We start from the raw sequence: 18,949 nt of genomic DNA on the forward strand, positions 1-18,949 counted from the left end.
CCTGGCCCGTCAGCTCCTCAGCTCGTCGCGCGCTGCGCGTCGCGCTCGCGGATGCGGGCTTCCTGCTTCTTGATCGCCCGGTAGATCGCGAAGCCGGCGCTACCGACGATCAGCGGCGGCAGCAGCAGCATCAGGGTCACGCCGAAGAAGAAGCCGCTCGTCCACTCGTTCTCCTGCCCACCGAAGCAGACCGCGCACGCGCTCGCGACGCGCGGGTCGGCGACGAGCGCGGCGAGCAGAGCGCCCAGCGTGGCGCGGCGTGGCGTCACGGCGTGCATCAGTGCGCCGACGCGCCCGCAGGGGCGGACGCCGGGTAGTGCCCGTGCGACACCGCTTCGAGCTCGTGCGCCGCGCGGCGGGCAGCGTCCTCGAGCGGGTGGATGCCGATGTCCGGCAGCACGAAGACGATCAGGATCAGCACCAGCGCGAGGCAGACCGCGACCGACCAGTTGATCAGCTTCCCCTCGCCGCGCAGGTGCATGAAGAAGGCCGCGATCAGGAAGACCTTCGCCGCCGCGATCACCAGCGCGATCACGACGCCCGCCGCGTGCGGCAGGTTCATGTACGCGACGCCGACCGTCATCAGCGTCAGCACGGCGAGACAGCCGAAGATGATGAGGTAGGTCCGCACCTCCGAGGACTTGTCGACCCCCTCGTGCTTGACGCCGGATCCGTGCGTGGTGGCCTTGGCGCTCATCGCGAAATCCTCCTGCTCAGAGCAGGTAGAGAATGGGGAACAGGATCACCCACACCAGGTCGACGAAGTGCCAATAGAGGCCGGCGCACTCGACCCGGTCGTGGTTCTCCGGGGTGAACCGTCCGCGCAGCCCGGCGACCAGGATGTACAGCATCAGCACGAGCCCGCCCGTGACGTGCAGCACGTGGAGCCCGGTCAGCGTGTAGTAGAACGAGCCGAAGAGGTTGCTCGACAGCGTGATGCCCTCTTCCCACTTGTGGTGGTACTCGTAGGCCTTGACGATCAGGAAGATCAGCCCGCCGCCGATCGTGCAGCCGATCCAGCGCGCGAAGCGCTGCACGTTGCCTTCCTGGATCGCGGCCAGCGCGAGCACCATCGTCACGGAGCTGGTGATCAGCGCGAACGTGTTGAAGGTCGCGAGCGGCACCCCCATCATCGAGCGCGGCGGCACCACCATGTGCGCGCTGCCGCTGCGCAGAATGACGTAGGCGCTGATCAGCCCACCGAACAGCATGATCTCGGACGCGAGGAACGTCCACGTCCCGAGCTTAGCGTTCGAGATGCCGGTGTTGGTCTCGGCAATGGCGGCTGTGCTCAATTTCGCACTCCTGTCGGTTTGCGTCGCGAGCAGCCGAGCGCGCGCTCAGGCGGCCTCGTCCTGCGGCCAGTAGTCGGTCTTGTGACCGGGGACGCTGTACTCGTACGGCCCACGGAAGACCTCGGGCTCCTTCAAGAAGTTGCCGTGCGGCGGCGGCGACGGGCACGACCACTCGAGCGTCGTCGAGCTCCACGGGTTCTCCGCCACGCGCTCGCCGTGCCTGAGGCTCCAGAAGAAGTTGAAGATGAACGGCAGCTGGCCGATGAACAGCACCGCGGCGGCGATGCCGATCACCATGCTCCAGCCCTGCACCGGCAGGTTGTGCCACTGGTCGGTCGGCACCGCGAGACGGCGCTGCATGCCCCACATGCCCTGGATGAGCAGCGGGAAGAACACGAAGTTCATCGGGATGATGGTCAGCCAGAAGTGCACCTTGCCGAGCGTCTCGTTCATCTTCCGGCCGAACATCTTCGGGTACCAGTAGTAGAGCCCGCCCATCAGGGCGACGAGGCTTCCCGGCGCGACGACGTAGTGGAAGTGGCCGATCACGTAGTACGTGTCGTGCAGGTGCATGTCGGTCGGCGCGAATCCGAGCGGTAGGCCGGTCAGCCCGCCGATGCCGAACATCGGCAGGAACGCGAGCGCGAACAGCATCGGCGTGTTGAAGCGGATCGAGCCGCCGCGCAGGCTCAGCACGAGGCACGTCAGCACCGCGACCGACGGAATCGAGATCGTCATCGTCGTCGTGACGAAGAGGTTCGCGAGGCTCGTCCGCATGCCCGAGAGGAACATGTGGTGCGCCCACACGACGAAGCTCAGGATGCCGATTACGATGATCGAGCCGACGATCTCCTTGTAGCCGAAGAGCGGCTTGCGGGTGTTGGTCGCGATGATCTCGGCGACGATGCCGAACGCCGGCAGCAGGAGGACGTAGACCTCGGGGTGCGCGAGGAACCAGAACAGGTGCTGCCAGAGCAGCGGGCTACCGCCACCCGCGCGCGGGAAGACGGTCGCGCCGTAGATCATGTCCTTCGGGATGTAGAAGCTCGTGCCGGCGACGCGGTCGAGGAGCTGCAGGATCGCGCCCGCCTCGAGCACCGGGAAGGCGAGCAGGAGAAGCACCGCGGTGACGAGCTGCGCCCAGCAGAAGACCGGCATGCGTCCGAGCGTCATGCCCTTCGCGCGCATGTTCAGCGTCGTCACGATGAAGTTGATCGCGCCGAACAGCGACGAGGTGATGATGATCACCATGCCGATGAGCCAGTAGGTCTGGCCCGTCGGTGCGACGACCGAGAGCGGCGCGTACGACGTCCAGCCCGACTGCGGCGCGCCGCCCGGCGCCCAGAAGCTCGCCATCAGGACGATGCCGCCGACGAGGTACGTCCAGTACGACGCCATGTTGAGGCGCGGGAACGCCATGTCGGGCGCGCCGATCTGCAGTGGCAGGACATAATTTCCGAACGCTGCGACGCCGAGCGGCACGACGCCGAGGAAGATCATGATCGTGCCGTGCATGGCCCCGAGCTGGTTGTAGAACTCGGGGTCCATGAAGCCGTACGGCATCTTTTCGGGCCACATCCAATTCAGGAAGCTACGGATGAGGCCGAGCTTCTCGGGATCGAAGTCGTCCGGCGGAGTCGGGACCGCGAGCTGCCAGCGCATCAGCAGCATCATCGAGAAGCCGATCAGCAGGAACACGAACGACGTGATCAAGTACTGGATCCCGATGACCTTGTGGTCGACCGAGAAGACGTACTTCCAGATGAACGACTGAGGTTCGGCGTGCCCGTGCGCGCCGGCGTGACCGTGTTCGTCTTTCACCGCTTGTCTCCTGCGTTGCTGCCTGCTGACACCGGTTCGGTGATCGGGCTCGGCGGAGCTCAGGAAGGCGAGTCGACGGTGGGTGCGACCGTGCTAGCGTCCGCGGTGCCGATGGTTCCAAGCTTCTCCGCCAGCTGCTCCTTCTGCCAGCTTTCGAACTCCTCGGGAGTCTGCACGAAGACATTGCCGACCATCTTCGTGTGACCGAGTCCGCAAAGCTGGGCGCAGCCGATCTCGTACTTGCCGGCGAGCGTCGGCTCGAACCACAGCATGGTCTCGAGGCCCGGAACGACGTCCTGCTTGTTGCGGAACTCGGTGACCTGGAAGCTGTGGATCACGTCCTTCGACGTCATCCGCAGGATGGTCGGCTTGCCAAGGGGAACGTTGAGGTTGTTGATCGTGACCACGTCGTCCTTCGACGCCGGATCATCCGGGTCGAGGCCGATCGGATTCTCCGCGCTCACGAGCGACACGTCGCGCCGTCCGAATTTTCCGTCCGGACCGGGGTACTGAAAGTTCCAAGCGAACTGCTGCGCCACCAGATTGACGGTCAACGAATCGTCCGGCGGCGGAGTTTCTTGCTTGATGCTCGCCCAGAGCGGAATGCCGAAGGCGAGGATCAACCAGATTTCGAACGCCAGGATGAGCCCGTCGGGGATGAACGAAGCCGACTCGCCCGCCTGGTGGTAAACGGCTCGCTCACCGTCGCGCGCGCGGTAACGCACGAGGCAGTAAACGAAGAAAATGCCCCACGCGACGAAGATGAAGACCATCACCGCGTGCAAGAGCCACAGCAGCCAATCGATTTCGCCCGCGTAGCTCGAGGCCGCCACCGGCAAGCCCCATTCATATCCCCATTCTTGACTCATAAATGAATCCCGGGATGGTCTTGCGACGCGTTAATGCCTGCAGCGCAAACCCGTTTTTCCGACGGGTGTCAAGCCCATCGGTCGGGGCCCAGCGGAACCTTCAGCGCAGCCGAAGCTTCGGGCGCGCTGAAAGAAGCTAGCCTGATCGTTGCGGAGCGCGACGAGGACGCCGTCTACTCGGACGTCGTCGCGAGCGCCGTCAAGCACCTCGGCGCCCCACGGCGGCGAGGGCTTCGGCGTCCGCCGGCGCTCGAGCGCTTGCCGCGTCGGGAGCTCGAACAGATCGCTCTGCTCGAGCGAGCTAGGTGACCGGCGGCGGCGGTGCGCACCGCCCGTGCGATCCCGAGGCCGAGCCCAGCCGCCTCTCCTTCTGTCGCTCGAGCAGGCGGTCGGCACGGCCATCGAAACTCGCGGATCGTGCGGTCAGGCGCTGCGAGCTCCGTCGATCCGTCGCTCGCGCTCGATCACTCGCCTGCGACCGCGACGTCGGAGGAGCGTCACCACGAGACCGATCGGTCCCGACGCGACGTACGCGAGGATCACGCAGAAGAACAGCAGCTGCGGTTGCGCGACCACCAGCGTCAAGACCACGAGCATCGCCACCACCGAGTAGAACGGCGCCCGGGCGCGCAGGTCGAGGTCCTTGAAGCTGTTGTAGCGAAGGTTGCTCACCATCAGGAAGGCGAGCGCGTAGATCATCAGCAGCAGGACGAGGTGCTTGTTCGCAGCGCCCTCGCCGCCGAAGAAGTAGTACAGCAGCACGGTCGCGGCGATCATGTCGGCGGCGGCGGGAATCGGCAGTCCGACGAAGCTCTTCTTCTCGGCGTACGTCGACTGCACGTTGAAGCGCGCGAGCCGCAGCGCGCCGCAGGCGATGAACAGCCCGACCGCGAGCCAGCCCCACGCGCCCCACGGCTCGAGCGCCCAGTGGTAGGCGAGGATGCCGGGCGCGACGCCGAACGCGACCAGGTCCGCGAGCGAGTCGTACTCGACGCCGAACTGGCTCGTCGTGTTGGTGAGGCGCGCGATGCGTCCGTCGAGGCCGTCGCACAGGTGCGCGACGCAGATCGTGACCGCCGCGGTGAGGAAGTCGCCGCGGCTCGCCGCGATGATCGCGTACACGCCGAGCAGCAGGCCGCCGGTCGTGAAGAGATTGGGCAGGATGTAGACGCCCTTCTGCAGCGACGCCCGACGCTCCGCAGCTCCCCCACGCAGCAGACGGACGCGCCCCGACCTCAACGGCACATTGCGTTCGATCATCGCATCACCCCGAGGACCGTCTCGCCAGCCCTCACGCGTTCACCCACCTTGACGTTGAGCTCGACGTCGCCGGCGATGAACACGTCGACCCGCGACCCCAGCTTGATCATGCCCACACGCTCGCCGCGCCTGCAACGATCGCCGGGGCGCACACGACACACGATGCGCCGTGCGAGAAAGCCTGCGATCTGCACGAAGGCGACCTGGCGTCCGTCGTCGGAGCGCATGACGACGGCGTTCTGCTCGTTGTCGAGCGACGCCTTCTCGGCGAAGGCCGCGAAGTACTTGCCCGGATTGTAGAAGACGCCGGTCACCTCGCCGTCGATCGGCGCGCGGTTCACGTGCACGTCGAGCGGCGACATGAACACGCTCACCTTCGCCGCGCGGCCGTGCAGGAAGCGCGGCTCGTCGACGCTCGGCTCGGCGACGATGACGCGGCCGTCGGCCGGCGAGATGACGAGGTTTGCGCCCTCGGGTGTCTTGCGCTCGGGGTCGCGGAAGAAGTTGACGAAGAATGCGGCCAGCACCGCCATCGCGACCGCGAGCACGACGAGGACGGTCGAAACCGCCCCGCCGGTCACGGTCGCGAGCAGCGCCGCGACGACGGCGATGCCAGCCGAGCCGCCGATCAGCGGATAGCCGTCCGCCGCGAGCGGGATCCGCCTGCCGCCCGCCACTAGTTGCGCGACTTGTCGACGAGACGGCTCTGCTGCATCCAGGGCATCAGCGCGCGCAGCTTCGCGCCGACCTCCTCGATCGGGTGGTGCTCGCCTTCCTTGCGCAGCTCACGGAAGTGCGGCAGGCCGCAGCGGTACTCGGTCATCCACTCCTCGGCGAACTTGCCGGACTGGATCTCCTTCAGGATCTCCTTCATCGCGGCGCGCGCCTCGGGGCCGATGACGCGCTTGCCGCGCGTCATGTCGCCGTACTCGGCGGTGTTGCTGATCGAGTAGCGCATGTTGGCGATGCCGCCCTCGTAGATGAGGTCGACGATCAGCTTCACCTCGTGCAAGCACTCGAAGTACGCCATCTCGGGGCTGTAGCCCGCCTCGACGAGCGTCTCGTAGCCCGCGCGGATGAGCTCGGTCAGGCCGCCGCAGAGCACCGCCTGCTCGCCGAAGAGATCGGTCTCGGTCTCCTCGCGGAAGGTGGTCTCGATGATCGCGGCGCGTCCGCCGCCGATCGCGCTCGCGTACGCGAGCGCCATCTGCTTCGAGTTGCCCGACGGGTCCTGGCCGACCGCGATCAGACACGGCACGCCGCGTCCCGCTTGGTACTCGCTGCGCACGAGGTGTCCGGGGCCCTTGGGCGCCACCATGAAGACGTTCACGTCCGCCGGCGGAACGATCTTCTTGAAGTGGAAGTTGAAGCCGTGGCCGAAGGCGAGGTAGTCGCCCTTCTTGAGCCCGGGCTTGATCTCGCTCTCGAAGATCTCGGCGCCCATCTCGTCGGGCACGAGCATCATCACGATGTCGGCCCACTTCGCCGCGTCGGCGGTCTCGCGAACGTCGAGCCCGGCGTTCTTCGCCTTCTCCCACGACGGGCTCGTCTTACGCAGACCGACGCAGACCTCGACGCCGCTGTCGCGCAGGTTCTGCGCGTGCGCGTGTCCCTGGCTGCCGTAGCCGATGACGGCGACCTTCTTGCCCTTGAGCAGGCTCAGGTCCGCGTCCTTGTCCGTGTAGATGTTCAGTGCCATTCCCAAGTCCCCTCGTTTCGCATCGCCCACGTACGATACCGCATCGCGCACGGATCGGCTGGCGATCTCGACGCCACCCGCTCGACGTTCGCCGCTCTGCTTCTCCGATGGGCCGTTCTTGTCAGACGAAGTCTGCTTCCGAGCCCTCGCGGGCGAGTCGTCCCTCGTGTCCCTCCGCGACGGCGGGCGTACCGTCCTCGTGCGCGGCGAGCACCTCGGCGCCGCGGAACATCGCGACGATTCCCGTTCGCACGACCTCCTTGATGCCGTACGGACGCAGCAGATTGATGAACGCCTCGATCTTGTCCTCGGTGCCGGTGACCTCGACGATGTACGACTCGCTCGCGACGTCGACCACCTTGCCGCGGAAGATGTTGACCACGCTCAGCACCTCGCCGCGCGTCTTGGCGTCGGCGGTCACCTTGACCAGCACCAGCTCGCGCTCGACGTGATCGATCGCGCTGAAGTCGCTGACCTTGATCACGTTGACGAGCTTGTTGAGGTGCTTCGTGATCTGCTCGAGAACGCGGTCGTCACCGCTGGTCACGAGCGTGATACGCGACACCGTGGGCTCGGTGGTCTCGGCGACGCACAGGCTCTCGATGTTGAAGCCGCGTCCGCTGAACAGGCCGGCGATCCTCGCGAGGACCCCGAACTCGTTCTCCACCAGAACGGAGATGATGTGGCGCATCCCCGGCGTTTAACCGTTGTCCGCCGGAAAATCGACTGACCACGGATACCCGTGGAAACGCAGCCCGGACGTGGCAGGCCGCACCGGCCCGGGCACTCGCAGAGGCGGGTGCAGAGACGAAGGGAGTGGGGTCGCGTCCCGGCGGCGTCGCCGCACGGCGTGGGCACCGCGCCCCTCATCGCACGCCGAGCGGCGGAGGGGCGCGGGCCCGTGCACGCTCAGTGTGTCTGGGAAGCCGCTCCGCTGCGATAGCGGTACAGGATCTCCATCATGCGATCCTTGCCCGCGAGCTTGAGCTTCTGAAGGCGTTTGCGTTCGAGTTCTTCCTCAGCGGAGAGGTGCGGCTTGGCGTTGAAGCGAGCGAGCTGGCGCTCGAACTCCTCGTGCTCGAGGTAGTGCTTGCGCAGTTCCGCGTCGCGGTCGATCAGCGACCGAATCAACTCCTCGTCACGCTTCTCCATCGAGTGTTCCTCCTGGAAACGTCGCCTGGGCGGCTGTTTGCGCCGAACCATCGACGGCCCGAAGGCTAGTGCACTTTAGTTGTAGGCCCGTTGGATTTGGATTGTCAACGCGAAGGTCCTCGAGCGGCGCCGCGCTCGCGCGCGATCTCCGCTTCCGACGCACGCGCGTAGAACGGGACGAGCTCCGCGACGTCGTCGGGGCCGCGTGCCGCGAGCAGCGCCGCGCCGAGACGCGCGACCACCGCACCGTGCGGGTGATGGCGCGCGAACGGCAGCGCGACCACCCTGCCCTCGAGCGGATCGACGATCTCGCCGCGATGACGCTCCGCTCCATCGCCGAGCAGCACGGCGCGACCGCCACTCTCTGCGAGCAGCGACTCGAGCATCTCGCGAAACGCCGCCGGACGCGCCGCGCGATCGGGCGTGAGGCGCTCGAGCGAGAGTCCGTGCTCGCCCTCGCGCAGCGCGAACGCCGCTCCGTAGACCTCGCCCTTGCGTGCGTCGAGGCACGACGCGACGAGCGTTCCCGGCACGACGGCGTCCGCAGGAACGCTTTCGCTCGCAACCCAGCCGGGCAGCAGCGTCGCCGCGAACGCCTCGAGCGTCGGCACGCCGATCAGCCGGACGTCGGTGCCGAGCACGAAGCCCTTCGCCGTCGCCAGCGCGACGCGCAGCCCCGTGAACGATCCCGGCCCCACCGACACGGCGACCGCGTCGATCTGCTCGAGCCCGACGCCGGCGCGCTCGAGCGCCTCGTCGACGAGCGGCATCAGCGCCGCACCGTGCTCGAGGCCGCCGACGCGCACGACGTCGGCGAGCACGTCGCTGCGCGCCGCGACGTCGCGCTCGTGTGGCGCAGGGAGTGCGTCGCGCAAGAGCGGAGCGCGCACCACGCCGACCGTGCCGACGCGCGTCGCGGTGTCGATGCCGAGGATGAGCACGAGAAACGCCGGCTCGAGCCGCCGGCGGCAAAGCCGCTTCTCAGCCGCCTCCGCCCACCAGGCGGTGCACGTCGTTGTAGAGCGCGAACGCCATCAGCGAGATCAGCAGGAACATCCCGACCGACTGCGCGATCTCGCGGTGACGGATCTCCATCGGGTGCCCGAGGATCTTCTCGACCCCCATGAACAGCAGGTGCCCGCCGTCGAGGATCGGGATCGGCAGCAGGTTCAGCACGCCTAGGTTGACGCTGAGAAACGCCATGAAGAACGCGAGCGCCGCAAAGCCGTGGTGCACCTGCTTGCCGGCCTCGGTCATGATCGTGAGCGGACCGCCCACCTCGGACGCCGACACGACGCCCTGGAAGAGCTTGACGAGCGTCAGCAGCGTGAGCCCGACGAGCTCGGCGGTGCGCCGGATGCCGAGCCAGATCGCCATGATCGGGTTGCTGCGCTCGGTGATGACCTTGTCCGACGGCTCGACGCCGATGACGTAGATCGGGATCGGCTCGCCGAAGATCGTCTTGCCCTCGGTGCGCTGCGGCGTGACCGTGATCTGGAAGGTCTCCGCGCCGCGCCGCACGTCGAGCACGACCGGCTTGCCGTCGCTCGCGCGGATCTCGCTCGAGAGCTGCTCCCAGCGGTCGACGGGCTCGCCGTCGACGGCGACGATCTCGTCGCCCGCCTGCAGACCGGCCTGCGCCGCCGGCATGCCGTCGCTCACCTTGCCGACCGTGGAGGTCAGGACGGGAACGCCGGTCGCGTAGAGCAGCGCGAGCAGGAACGCCGCGAACACCAGGTTGCCGAGCGGCCCCGCGACCACGATCAGCGCGCGCGCCCACAGCGGCTTCACGGCGAACGAGTTCGGCTGCGAGGCGGTCGCCGGATCGGGCTCGCTGCCGTCGTCCTCCTGGCCGATCATCTTGACGTACCCGCCGAGGGGAACCGCTGCGACCACGTACTCGGTCTCGCCGACGCGGCGCGAAAACAGCGTCGGGCCGAAGCCGAGCGAGAACTTGAGCACCCCGACCCCGACGCGCTTGCAGGCGAGGAAGTGCCCGAGCTCGTGCACGAAGATCAGGAGCCCGAGCACGACGATCGCCGCGACGACGCTAATCACCATCGATAGATCTCCCGCCTGCCCGAGGATTCAGGGCATCGGACCGGCATTGACATAGTACGCGAACACGAACGGCAAGACGAGGCTATCGATCCGGTCGAGGATGCCGCCGTGGCCGGGGATGATCCAGCCCGAGTCCTTCGCGCCGTAGGCGCGCTTGAGCAGGGATTCGATGAGGTCGCCGGCCTGCGCGAGCACGCCGATCGCGAGCCCGAGGAAAACGAGCTCCTCGAGCGTCGCGCCGGGCGGCGGCAGGACGAGCCAGACGCCGATCGCGAGCACCATGGCGCCGAGCAGCCCGCCCACCGAGCCCTCGACGGTCTTGCTCGGGCTCACGCGCGGCATGAGCTTCGTGCGCCCGGCAAAGCGTCCGGCGAAGTAGCCGCCGGTGTCCGAGCCCATCGCACACGCGATGGCGAACAGCACCCAGCGCTCCCCACCGACCGGCAGGAGCCGCAGCGCAACGACGTGCGGCAGCAGGAAGCCCACGTAGAGCGCCGCGAGGAGCGCGTTCGCGAAGCGCGCGACGGCGCCTTGCAGGTCTTCGTCGAAGAGCGACAGGAAGAGCCCGCCGGCGAGCACCGCAAAGAGCACGATTCCCAGCGCGCCCGGTCGCTGCGCGACCACGGCCGCGGCAAACGCGAGCCCCGCCGCGATGGCGAACAGCCGCACGAGGCGGTGCTCCGGCAGCGCCATGGTCGTGAACTCGTGCAGCCCGATCGCGGTGACGCCGACCACGAAGCCGGCGAACACCCAGCCCGGGCTGAAGAGCACGAGCCAGACGAGAAGTGGGATCGCGACCGCTGCGGTCGCGAGCCTAGTTCGCAGCACGCAGGCGGGCCTGGTCCCCGCTCTCGGGGAGACGCCCGAAGCGGCGCTCGCGCATCTGGAACTGGCGCAGCGCCTCGAGGAACTCCTTCTCGCGGAAGTCCGGCCAGAGCGTGTCGGTGATGTAGATCTCGGTGTAGGCGACCTGCCAGAGCAGGAAGTTCGACAGCCGAACCTCGCCGCTCGTGCGGATCAGCAGGTCGGGGTCCGGAATGCCGGCGGTGCCGAGGCTCTGGGCGATCGTGTCCTCGGTGATCTCCTCGGGCTCGAGCTCGCCGTGCTGCACGCGCTTGGCGACCGCGCGCACCGCCGAGGCGATCTCCTCGCGCGCGCTGTACGACAGCGCGAGGATCACCGTGAGACCACGGTTGCGGCGCGTCGTCTCGACGCTGACCTTGAGCGCCTGCTGCACGTCGCGCGGCAGCCGCTTGACGTTGCCGATGACGAGCAGCCGCACGTCGTTCTTCATCATGCGGTCGAGCTCGGTCGTCAGGTAACGCTTGAGCAGGCGCATCAAAGCGTTGACCTCGGCCGCCGGCCGACCCCAGTTCTCCGCCGAGAACGCGTACAGCGACAGGTACTCGATGCCGATCTCGCGCGAGATCTCGACGATCGCCTTGACCGAGTCCTTGCCGCGGCGATGACCGTAGATGCGATCGTAGCCACGCCCCTGCGCCCAGCGCCCGTTGCCGTCCATGATGATCGCCACATGGCGCGGCAGACGATTCGGGTCGATTCCCTGGAGCGCGAGGGTCGCGCGGCTCGGTTTTGCGATCATCGCCACCTCACACCACCATGATCTCTTCTTCCTTGGCCTTCAGCGTGCGGTCGATGCGCTCGATCCCTTCGTCGGTCAAGGCTTGCACCTTGTCGTGCGCGTGCCGGTAGTCGTCCTCCGAGATCTGCTTCTCCTTGAGCAGATCCTTGAGCATCTCGTTGGCGTCGCGCCGGTGGTTGCGCATCGACACGCGGAAGTCCTCGGCGATCTTCTTCACATGCTTGACGAGGTCGCGGCGGCGCTCCTCGGTCAGCTCGGGAATCGGGATCCGGATCAGCTTGCCGTCGTTGAGCGGGTTGAGCCCGAGGTCCGAGCCCTTGATCGCCCGCTCGATCTCGCCGATCGCCGAGCGGTCGAACGGCGTCACGACCAGCAAGCGCGGCTCGGGCGCGTTGACCGTGGCGAGCTGGTTGAGCGGCGTTCGTGCGCCGTAGTACTCGACCATGATCCCATCGAGCAGCGCCGTCGAGGCGCGCCCGGTCCGGACCTTGGCGAACTCCTTCTTGAGCTTGTTCGCGGTCTCGTCGATCTCGCGCTTCAGCTCGTTCAGCACGTCGTCGATCACGAGGTTCCTCCCCGCACGACAGTACCGATCGGCTCGCCCAGCATGGCCCGCTTCAGGTTGCCGGGCTCGAGCATGTTGAAGACGAGCACCGGCAGATCGTTGTCCATGCAGAGCGAGATCGCCGTCGAATCCATGACCTTTAGCTTCTGGCTCAGGACGTCGAGGTAGGTCAACTCGCGATAGCGCACCGCCGACGGGTTCAGCATCGGGTCGGAATCGTAGACGCCGTCGACCTTGGTTGCCTTGCACAAGATCTCGGCGCCGATCTCGACCGCGCGCAGGCTCGCGGCGGTGTCGGTGGTGAAGAACGGATTACCGGTGCCGGCGGCGAAGATCACCACCCGCCCCTTCTCGAGATGCCGCGTCGCGCGCCGACGGATGTACGGCTCGGCGACCTCCTTCATCTCGAGAGCGGAGAGCACGCGCGTCTGCACGCCGAAGCGCTCGATGGCAGCCTGCAAGGCGAGGCTGTTCATCATCGTCGCCAGCATGCCCATGTAATCGGCGGTCGCGCGCTCGATGCCGTGGCTGATCCCGGCCACGCCACGGAAGATGTTGCCGCCGCCGATCACCACGGCGAGCTCGACCCCGAGCTTCTGCACGTCGGAGATCTCGCTCGCGAAGCGTGTCAGAAGCGCGTCGTCGATGCCGTAGCCCGCGCTTCCGGCAAGAGCCTCACCGCTGAGCTTCAGCAGAACCCGGCGATAGGCGAGCGCGGCAGCCACCGGTGGTCGACCGGGTCAGGCCTCGGACGACGACTCGCCGAGCTGCAGACGAACGAAGCGAGCGATCTCGATCGGCAGCCCGACGGCCTTCGCCGTGCTCTCGACGAGCTTGCCCACCGTGGTCTGCGGGTCGCGGATGAACTCCTGCTCGACCAGGCAGAACTCGCCGAAGTACTTCTCGATCTTGCCCTGGACGATGCGCTCGACGACCTGCGCCGGCTTGCCCGAGGTGGCGGCCTGCGCGCGGTAGATCTCGCGCTCGCGCTCGAGCTCCGACTCGGGCACCTCCTCGCGCCGCACGTAGCGCGGGCTCGCCGCCGCGATCTGCATCGCGACGTCGCGCAGCAGCTTCTCGACCTCGGCGGTCTGCTCCGCGTTCGCGGTCTGGCCGCCGAAGCGCGCCTCGACGAGCACGCCGATCTTGCCGCCGGCATGGACGTAGGAGCCGACCGCCCCCTCGCCCGGCTTGACGGCCAGGCGCGCCACGCGACGCAGGACGACGCTCTCGCCCATCGACGCGATCGATTCGGCGATGACGTCCGAGATCGCCTTGCCGTCGACCTGGATCGAGCCGGCGTCGATATCCTGCGCGCCGCGCACGCCGTCGAGCTCCGTCCGGCCGGCGAACGCGCCGAGCAGACGGTTTGCGAGATCCTGGAACTGCGGCGTCTTCGCGACGAAGTCGGTCTCGCAGTTGAGCTCGAGCATCACGCCTTCGTTCGGGCCGAGCAGCCGCGCCGTGATGACGCCCTCGGCGGCGACCTTACCGGCGCGCTTCGCGGCGGTGGCGAGCCCCTTCTCGCGCAGGTACTTGATCGCGCCCTCGAAGTCGCCCCCCGCGGAGACCAGAGCCGCCTTGCAGTCCATCATGCCGGCGCCGGTCTTCTCGCGCAGCTCCTTCACCTGTGCCGCTGTGATTTCCAACTGGTTCGTCCTCGATTGCGCTCTGCCGGCGAGGTCTCGCCGGCATCGTTCATCGCCCGCCGACGGCGTTCGTCGCGCTCGCGCGCGCACGAGCCGTTGCGGATTCGCTTCTCCCGGCGATCGCTGCGCCGGGTCGTCGCTTGACGCCGGGCAGTCGCCTCAAGCTCCGGCCGGCGCCGGCCCCTCCGTGACGCCCTCCGCGCCCTCCTGCTCGGCGCCGGGCTCGTCGCCCTGGCCGCGCAGGCGCTCCTCGAACTCCTGCCGTCCCTCGATGATCGCGTCGGCGATCGACGAGCAGAACAGGCGGATCGCGCGGATCGCATCGTCGTTGCCCGGGATCTTGTAGTCCACGAGCTCCGGGTCGCAGTTGGTGTCGACCACCGCGATCACCGGGATGCCGAGCTTGTTCGCCTCCTTGACCGCGATCTCCTCCTTCTTCGGATCGATGACGAAGATCGCGTCGGGCAGCTTGCGCATGTTCTTGATGCCACCCAGCGAGGAGTTCAGCTTCTCGAGCTCGCGCGAGTAGTTGAGGATCTCCTTCTTGGTGTAGCGCTCCTGGGTGGCGGGATCGGCGAGCATCTCCTCGAGCTTCTTCAGCCGGTCGATGGACGCCTTGATGGTCTGGAAGTTCGTCAGCATGCCGCCGAGCCAGCGGTTGTTGACGTAGAACATCCCGCAGCGCTCGGCCTCCTCGCGGATCGGCTCCTGAGCCTGCTTCTTGGTGCCGACGAAGAGGATGACGCCGCCCGATGCCGCGAGCTCGCGCACCTCACGGTACACGTCGCGGAACATCTTCACCGTCTGCTGGAGATCGATGATGTAGATCCCGTTGCGGGCGCCGAAGATGTAGCGCTTCATCTTCGGGTTCCAGCGGCTCGTCTGGTGGCCGAAGTGGACTCCGGCTTCCAGGAGCTGTTTCATCGTCGGCTCGGGCATCTTTCAACCTTCCTCGAATTGGCCGGACGGGAGACGCCCGGACCATTGCGCCTGTGCAGCGCTTAACCGTCGCTGGCTAGCAAAGCCCCAAATTGTACGCAATTCACTCGCCGAGAGCGGCCCGCCTCGGCGCGACCGTGGCGAAGCGCCCCGGGGCCCAGCGCCCGGCCGCGTCCGCCACCTCGAGCGGGGTCGCAGGCCCCCTCGCTCACGAGTTCATCGACGCGATGAACTCGGCGTTGGTCTTGGTGTCCTTCATCTTGTCGAGCAGGAACTCCATCGCCTCGACCGGATTCGCCTGCGCGAGCAGCCGCCGCAGGATCACGACGCGGTTCAGCACCTCGCGCGACAGCAGCAGCTCCTCCTTGCGGGTTCCCGAGCGGTTGATGTCCATCGCCGGGAAGGTCCGCTTGTCGATCAGGCGCCGGTCGAGGTGGATCTCCATGTTGCCGGTGCCCTTGAACTCCTCGAAGATCACCTCGTCCATGCGGCTGCCGGTGTCGATCAGCGCGGTGCCGATGATGGTCAGCGAGCCGCCGTTCTCGATGTTGCGCGCCGCGCCGAAGAACTTCTTCGGCTTGTGCAGCGCGTTCGAGTCCACACCGCCGGAGAGAATCTTGCCGGACGGCGGCACCACCGTGTTGTAGGCGCGCGCGAGCCGCGTGATCGAGTCGAGCAGGATGACGACGTCCTTGCCGTGCTCGACGAGACGCTTCGCCTTCTCGATCACCATCTCGGCGACCTGGACGTGACGCGTCGCCGGCTCGTCGAAGGTCGAGCTCACGACCTCGCCCTTCACCGAGCGCTGCATGTCGGTGACTTCCTCGGGACGCTCGTCGACCAGCAGCACGATCAGCACGACGTCGGGATGGTTCGCCGTGATGCCGTGCGCGATGTTCTGCAGCATCATCGTCTTGCCGGTGCGCGGCGGCGCGACGATGAGCCCGCGCTGTCCCTTGCCGATCGGCGTCAGCAGGTCGAGCACGCGCGTCGTCACCTCGTCGGGACGGTGCTCGAGACGCAGGTGCTCGTTCGGGTAGAGCGGCGTCAGGTTGTCGAAGAGGATCTTCTCTCGCGCGCGCTCGGGCTCCTCGTAGTTGATCTTCTCGACCTTGAGCAGCGCGAAGTACCGCTCGCCCTCCTTCGGCGGACGGATCTGACCCGACACCACGTCGCCCGTGCGCAGGTTGAAGCGGCGCACCTGCGACGGCGAGATGTAGATGTCGTCCGGCCCGGGCAGGTAGTTGTAGTCGGGCGCGCGCAGGAAGCCGAAGCCGTCGGGCAGAACCTCGAGCACGCCCTCGCCGTAGATCGACCCCGACTGCGCCGTCTGCGCCTGCAGGATGCCGAAGATCAGCTCCTGCTTGCGCATCGCGGAAGCGCCCTCGACGTTGAAGCTGCGAGCGATCTGCGCGAGCTCGTGGATCTCGAGCCGCTTCAGGTCCTTGAGATTGACCGGCGGCGGCGTCGAGCCGGTGATGATCGTGGGACCGGAGGGCGTCGTCGCCGGCCGCTCGGGAGCGGACGCACGGCGCGGCTCTTCGGCGGACGTCCGCTGCGTCGCGTCGTCGTTGCGCTCGGCGGCGCGCGGCGCGGCGTCGGCAGCGCTGGCAGAGCTTGCCGCGCTCGACGCCGGACGTCGGATGACGCCGGCGCGCGCCGGCGAAGCCTCGGTCGCGGCGCCGCTCTGGACGCGTGCCGTCGTCTTGACCTCCGACGGCGGATCGAGCTCGAGAGCATCGCCCTCGCCGTTCACTGCGTCGCCGACCGCCGCGATGTCCTCCGCGAGATCCGACTGCGCCTCGTTTCGGGATCGTGAGCGCGGCATCTCCCTCTCCTTCGCGAGCCTGGCTGGAGACCCCGACCGACGTGAGCTCATGGCTGTGGTTCGTTCGGCCTCAAGCACCCACTCGATGATCTGCAGATATTCGCTTGACGTGTGGCGTGCGGCTGGGCAAGGGCGGATCAGAGCGTCGGACCGGTGCAGGTGGTCGAGTAGTAGAGGAATGACCCCGACGCCCGCAGTCGGCTTAGAGCAAGCAGGATTCCGAGTCAACCCCCGCTTGCGTCACGAAGCGCTGCGTCGACGTCCGTTTTTCTTGTCGCGTCGTGCGCGCGGCTCGCACGCAGCTCGACGAGCAGATCTTGCATGTCGCGCGCGAGCGGCGCGACGAGCTCGAGCTCGCGTCCGTCCGCCGGATGTCGCAGCACGAGCGACGCCGCGTGCAACGCCTGACGCGGAAAGCTCTCGATCGCCGCGCGCGCGTGCGCCGACGCGTTCGCCGGCGCACGCCCCGATCCGTAGACGCGATCGCCGACGATCGGATGACCGATGCTCGCGAGGTGCACGCGGAGCTGGTGCGTGCGTCCGGTCTCCGGCTCGAGCGAGAGCAGCGCGGCGCACGGCGGATCCCCGAGCACCTCCCGCACTTCCCAGTTGGTCAGCGCGGGACGCGCTTGACCGACGCGCGCCTGCATCCGCTTGCGATCGATCGGATCGCGTCCGATCGGCAGGTCGACGACGCCGCGCTCCGTGCGCGGCGCACCGATCACGATCGCGGTGTAGCGCTTGCGCACGTGACGCCGCGCGAACTGACGCGCGAGCGCGTGCATCGCGGCCGGCGTCTTCGCGACCACGATGACGCCGGTCGTGTCCTTGTCGAGGCGGTGCACGATGCCGGGACGCTGCGGGTCCGGCCAGTCGCCGACGAAGCGCCAGCGGTGCAGCAGCGCCGCAACGAGCGTCCCGCGCCGCGTCCCCGGCGCGGGGTGGGTCGCCATCCCGGAGGGCTTGTTGATCGCGATCAGCGCCTCGTCCTCGTAGAGCACGTCGAGCTCGATGTCCTCGGCCTCGACCCACGACGGCTCGGGCGGCGGCACGCGCACCTCGACGCGCGCTCCCTCGGGCACCGGAAAGCTCGCCTTGCGCACCACGCCGTCGACGGTCACGAGCCCCGAGCGGATCAGGTGCGTGATGCGCGAACGCGTCGGCAGAAAATTCTGCTGCGCGAGCCAGCGATCGAGTCGCTGACCGCCCTCACCGCTGCGCACCGTGCAGCGAAACGTCTGCTCTCGAGCGGACGTCTCCTCGCGCTCGCTCACGACCGTGCGAGCACCTCGCGGGCGGCGCGAGCGTCGGCGCGGATCTGCGTGACGAGCGCGTCGACGGACGGAAACTTCATCTCGGCGCGCAGGCGCTTCTCGAACGCGACGTGGATCCGCTGCCCGTAGATGTCGTCCGAGAAGTCGAACAGGTGCACTTCGAGGCGACGCGCGTTCGTACCGAAGGTCGGATTGGTGCCGAGGTTCGCGACCGCGGGACGCTGCGGCGGCTCGTTGCCGATGCCGACGCGCACCGCGTAGACGCCGTTGGGAGGCAGCATGCCGCCGCGCGGATACACGTTCGCCGTGGGAAAGCCGATGCCCGCGCCGCGCCGATCGCCGCGACGCACCTTGCCGATCAGCGTGTGCGGACGACCGAGCAGGCGCGCAGCGTTCTCGACGTCACCCGCGTTGAGCATGCGACGCACGGCGCTGCTGCTCACCGTGTGCTCGCCGACCGTGACCGGCGGCACGACGTCGACGTCGAAGCCGTGCTCGCGCCCGAGCTCGGCGAGACGCTCCGGCGTTCCGACGCGGTCGCGTCCGAAGGTCACGTTGTAGCCGACGACCACGCCCGACACGCCGAGCGCGCCCACCAGCACGTCGCGCACGAACTCTTCGGGCGTGAGCGACGCGAACTCGCGCGTGAAGCGTCGCACCACGGCGCCGACCAGGCCCGCGTCGTGCAGCAGCGCGATGCGACAGGCGAGCGACGTGATCATCGTGGGCGCCCGCTCGGGCGCGAGAACGGCGACGGGGTGCGGCCAGAAGGTGAAGGCGATCGCGTCGACGCCCTTCGCGTGCGCGCGCTCGAGCGTCCGGCGCACGATGGCCTGATGGCCGAGGTGCAGGCCGTCGAAGTTCCCGAGCGCGACGACCGGCGAGCGAAACGGCCGGCTGCCGCGAGTCAGATGGCGTACGACGCGCATGGTCC

Annotated in this window: 21 protein-coding genes; all 21 read right to left on the reverse strand. The window is 67.8% G+C overall.

The genetic code is table 11. From position 1 onward, the window contains the following. Positions 1-17 precede the first annotated feature (17 nt). Positions 18-269 carry a hypothetical protein gene (locus VIS07_02000; protein ID HEY8514267.1) on the reverse strand — a complete coding sequence of 84 codons (252 nt, stop codon included), beginning with the start codon at positions 267-269 and terminating at the stop codon, positions 18-20. 8 nt (positions 270-277) lie between these two features. After that, positions 278-697 (reverse strand): cytochrome C oxidase subunit IV family protein, encoded by a 420-nt coding sequence (locus VIS07_02005; GenBank protein ID HEY8514268.1) that lies wholly within the window; start codon positions 695-697, stop codon positions 278-280. A 16-nt stretch (positions 698-713) separates the two neighbouring features. Then, on the reverse strand, positions 714-1,295 hold the full coding sequence (locus tag VIS07_02010; protein HEY8514269.1) for a cytochrome c oxidase subunit 3: 582 nt from the start codon (positions 1,293-1,295) through the stop codon (positions 714-716). Positions 1,296-1,340: 45 nt separating this feature from the next. Further along, positions 1,341-3,116 carry a cbb3-type cytochrome c oxidase subunit I gene (locus tag VIS07_02015; GenBank protein ID HEY8514270.1) on the reverse strand — a complete coding sequence of 592 codons (1,776 nt, stop codon included), beginning with the start codon at positions 3,114-3,116 and terminating at the stop codon, positions 1,341-1,343. A 59-nt stretch (positions 3,117-3,175) separates the two neighbouring features. Continuing rightward, on the reverse strand, positions 3,176-3,985 hold the full coding sequence (locus tag VIS07_02020; GenBank protein HEY8514271.1) for a cytochrome c oxidase subunit II: 810 nt from the start codon (positions 3,983-3,985) through the stop codon (positions 3,176-3,178). Between the two features lie 423 nt (positions 3,986-4,408). Then, positions 4,409-5,245, reverse strand: a complete 837-nt coding sequence (pssA, locus tag VIS07_02025) for a CDP-diacylglycerol--serine O-phosphatidyltransferase (protein HEY8514272.1) — start codon at positions 5,243-5,245, stop codon at positions 4,409-4,411. Beyond that, positions 5,242-5,922, reverse strand: a complete 681-nt coding sequence (locus VIS07_02030) for a phosphatidylserine decarboxylase family protein (GenBank protein HEY8514273.1) — start codon at positions 5,920-5,922, stop codon at positions 5,242-5,244. Before VIS07_02030 ends, pssA begins: the two co-directional genes overlap by 4 nt. Beyond that, positions 5,922-6,938, reverse strand: a complete 1,017-nt coding sequence (ilvC, locus tag VIS07_02035; protein ID HEY8514274.1) for a ketol-acid reductoisomerase — start codon at positions 6,936-6,938, stop codon at positions 5,922-5,924. The genes VIS07_02030 and ilvC overlap by 1 nt, the downstream gene beginning before the upstream one ends. A 127-nt stretch (positions 6,939-7,065) precedes the next feature. Further along, positions 7,066-7,635 (reverse strand): acetolactate synthase small subunit, encoded by a 570-nt coding sequence (ilvN, locus tag VIS07_02040; protein HEY8514275.1) that lies wholly within the window; start codon positions 7,633-7,635, stop codon positions 7,066-7,068. A gap of 218 nt (positions 7,636-7,853) precedes the next feature. Beyond that, positions 7,854-8,096 carry a DUF465 domain-containing protein gene (locus VIS07_02045; protein ID HEY8514276.1) on the reverse strand — a complete coding sequence of 81 codons (243 nt, stop codon included), beginning with the start codon at positions 8,094-8,096 and terminating at the stop codon, positions 7,854-7,856. 104 nt (positions 8,097-8,200) lie between these two features. Further along, positions 8,201-9,037, reverse strand: a complete 837-nt coding sequence (tsaB, locus tag VIS07_02050) for a tRNA (adenosine(37)-N6)-threonylcarbamoyltransferase complex dimerization subunit type 1 TsaB (GenBank protein HEY8514277.1) — start codon at positions 9,035-9,037, stop codon at positions 8,201-8,203. A gap of 40 nt (positions 9,038-9,077) precedes the next feature. Next, on the reverse strand, positions 9,078-10,157 hold the full coding sequence (gene rseP / locus VIS07_02055; GenBank protein ID HEY8514278.1) for an RIP metalloprotease RseP: 1,080 nt from the start codon (positions 10,155-10,157) through the stop codon (positions 9,078-9,080). A 27-nt stretch (positions 10,158-10,184) separates the two neighbouring features. Beyond that, on the reverse strand, positions 10,185-10,985 hold the full coding sequence (locus VIS07_02060; protein ID HEY8514279.1) for a phosphatidate cytidylyltransferase: 801 nt from the start codon (positions 10,983-10,985) through the stop codon (positions 10,185-10,187). Further along, complete coding sequence (locus tag VIS07_02065) at positions 10,972-11,760, reverse strand: isoprenyl transferase (protein ID HEY8514280.1); 789 nt, start codon at positions 11,758-11,760, stop codon at positions 10,972-10,974. Before VIS07_02065 ends, VIS07_02060 begins: the two co-directional genes overlap by 14 nt. A 7-nt stretch (positions 11,761-11,767) precedes the next feature. After that, on the reverse strand, positions 11,768-12,325 hold the full coding sequence (gene frr, locus VIS07_02070) for a ribosome recycling factor (GenBank protein ID HEY8514281.1): 558 nt from the start codon (positions 12,323-12,325) through the stop codon (positions 11,768-11,770). Next, entirely contained in the window at positions 12,322-13,050 is a 729-nt protein-coding gene (gene pyrH, locus VIS07_02075; GenBank protein HEY8514282.1) for a UMP kinase, read from the reverse strand. Before pyrH ends, frr begins: the two co-directional genes overlap by 4 nt. A 15-nt stretch (positions 13,051-13,065) precedes the next feature. Next, positions 13,066-13,974, reverse strand: coding sequence for a translation elongation factor Ts (gene tsf, locus VIS07_02080; protein ID HEY8514283.1), 909 nt, complete (start codon positions 13,972-13,974; stop codon positions 13,066-13,068). Between the two features lie 159 nt (positions 13,975-14,133). After that, positions 14,134-14,913: a 30S ribosomal protein S2 gene (rpsB, locus tag VIS07_02085; GenBank protein ID HEY8514284.1), complete on the reverse strand. Its 780-nt coding sequence runs from the start codon at positions 14,911-14,913 to the stop codon at positions 14,134-14,136. 208 nt (positions 14,914-15,121) lie between these two features. Next, entirely contained in the window at positions 15,122-16,393 is a 1,272-nt protein-coding gene (rho, locus tag VIS07_02090; protein HEY8514285.1) for a transcription termination factor Rho, read from the reverse strand. A gap of 572 nt (positions 16,394-16,965) precedes the next feature. Continuing rightward, positions 16,966-18,015: an RluA family pseudouridine synthase gene (locus VIS07_02095; protein HEY8514286.1), complete on the reverse strand. Its 1,050-nt coding sequence runs from the start codon at positions 18,013-18,015 to the stop codon at positions 16,966-16,968. Continuing rightward, positions 18,012-18,944: a bifunctional riboflavin kinase/FAD synthetase gene (locus tag VIS07_02100; GenBank protein HEY8514287.1), complete on the reverse strand. Its 933-nt coding sequence runs from the start codon at positions 18,942-18,944 to the stop codon at positions 18,012-18,014. The genes VIS07_02095 and VIS07_02100 overlap by 4 nt, the downstream gene beginning before the upstream one ends. Positions 18,945-18,949: the final 5 nt, after the last annotated feature.

Source organism: Candidatus Binatia bacterium, assembly GCA_036563615.1.
Classification (GTDB): Bacteria; Desulfobacterota; Binatia; order UBA12015; family UBA12015; genus DATCMB01.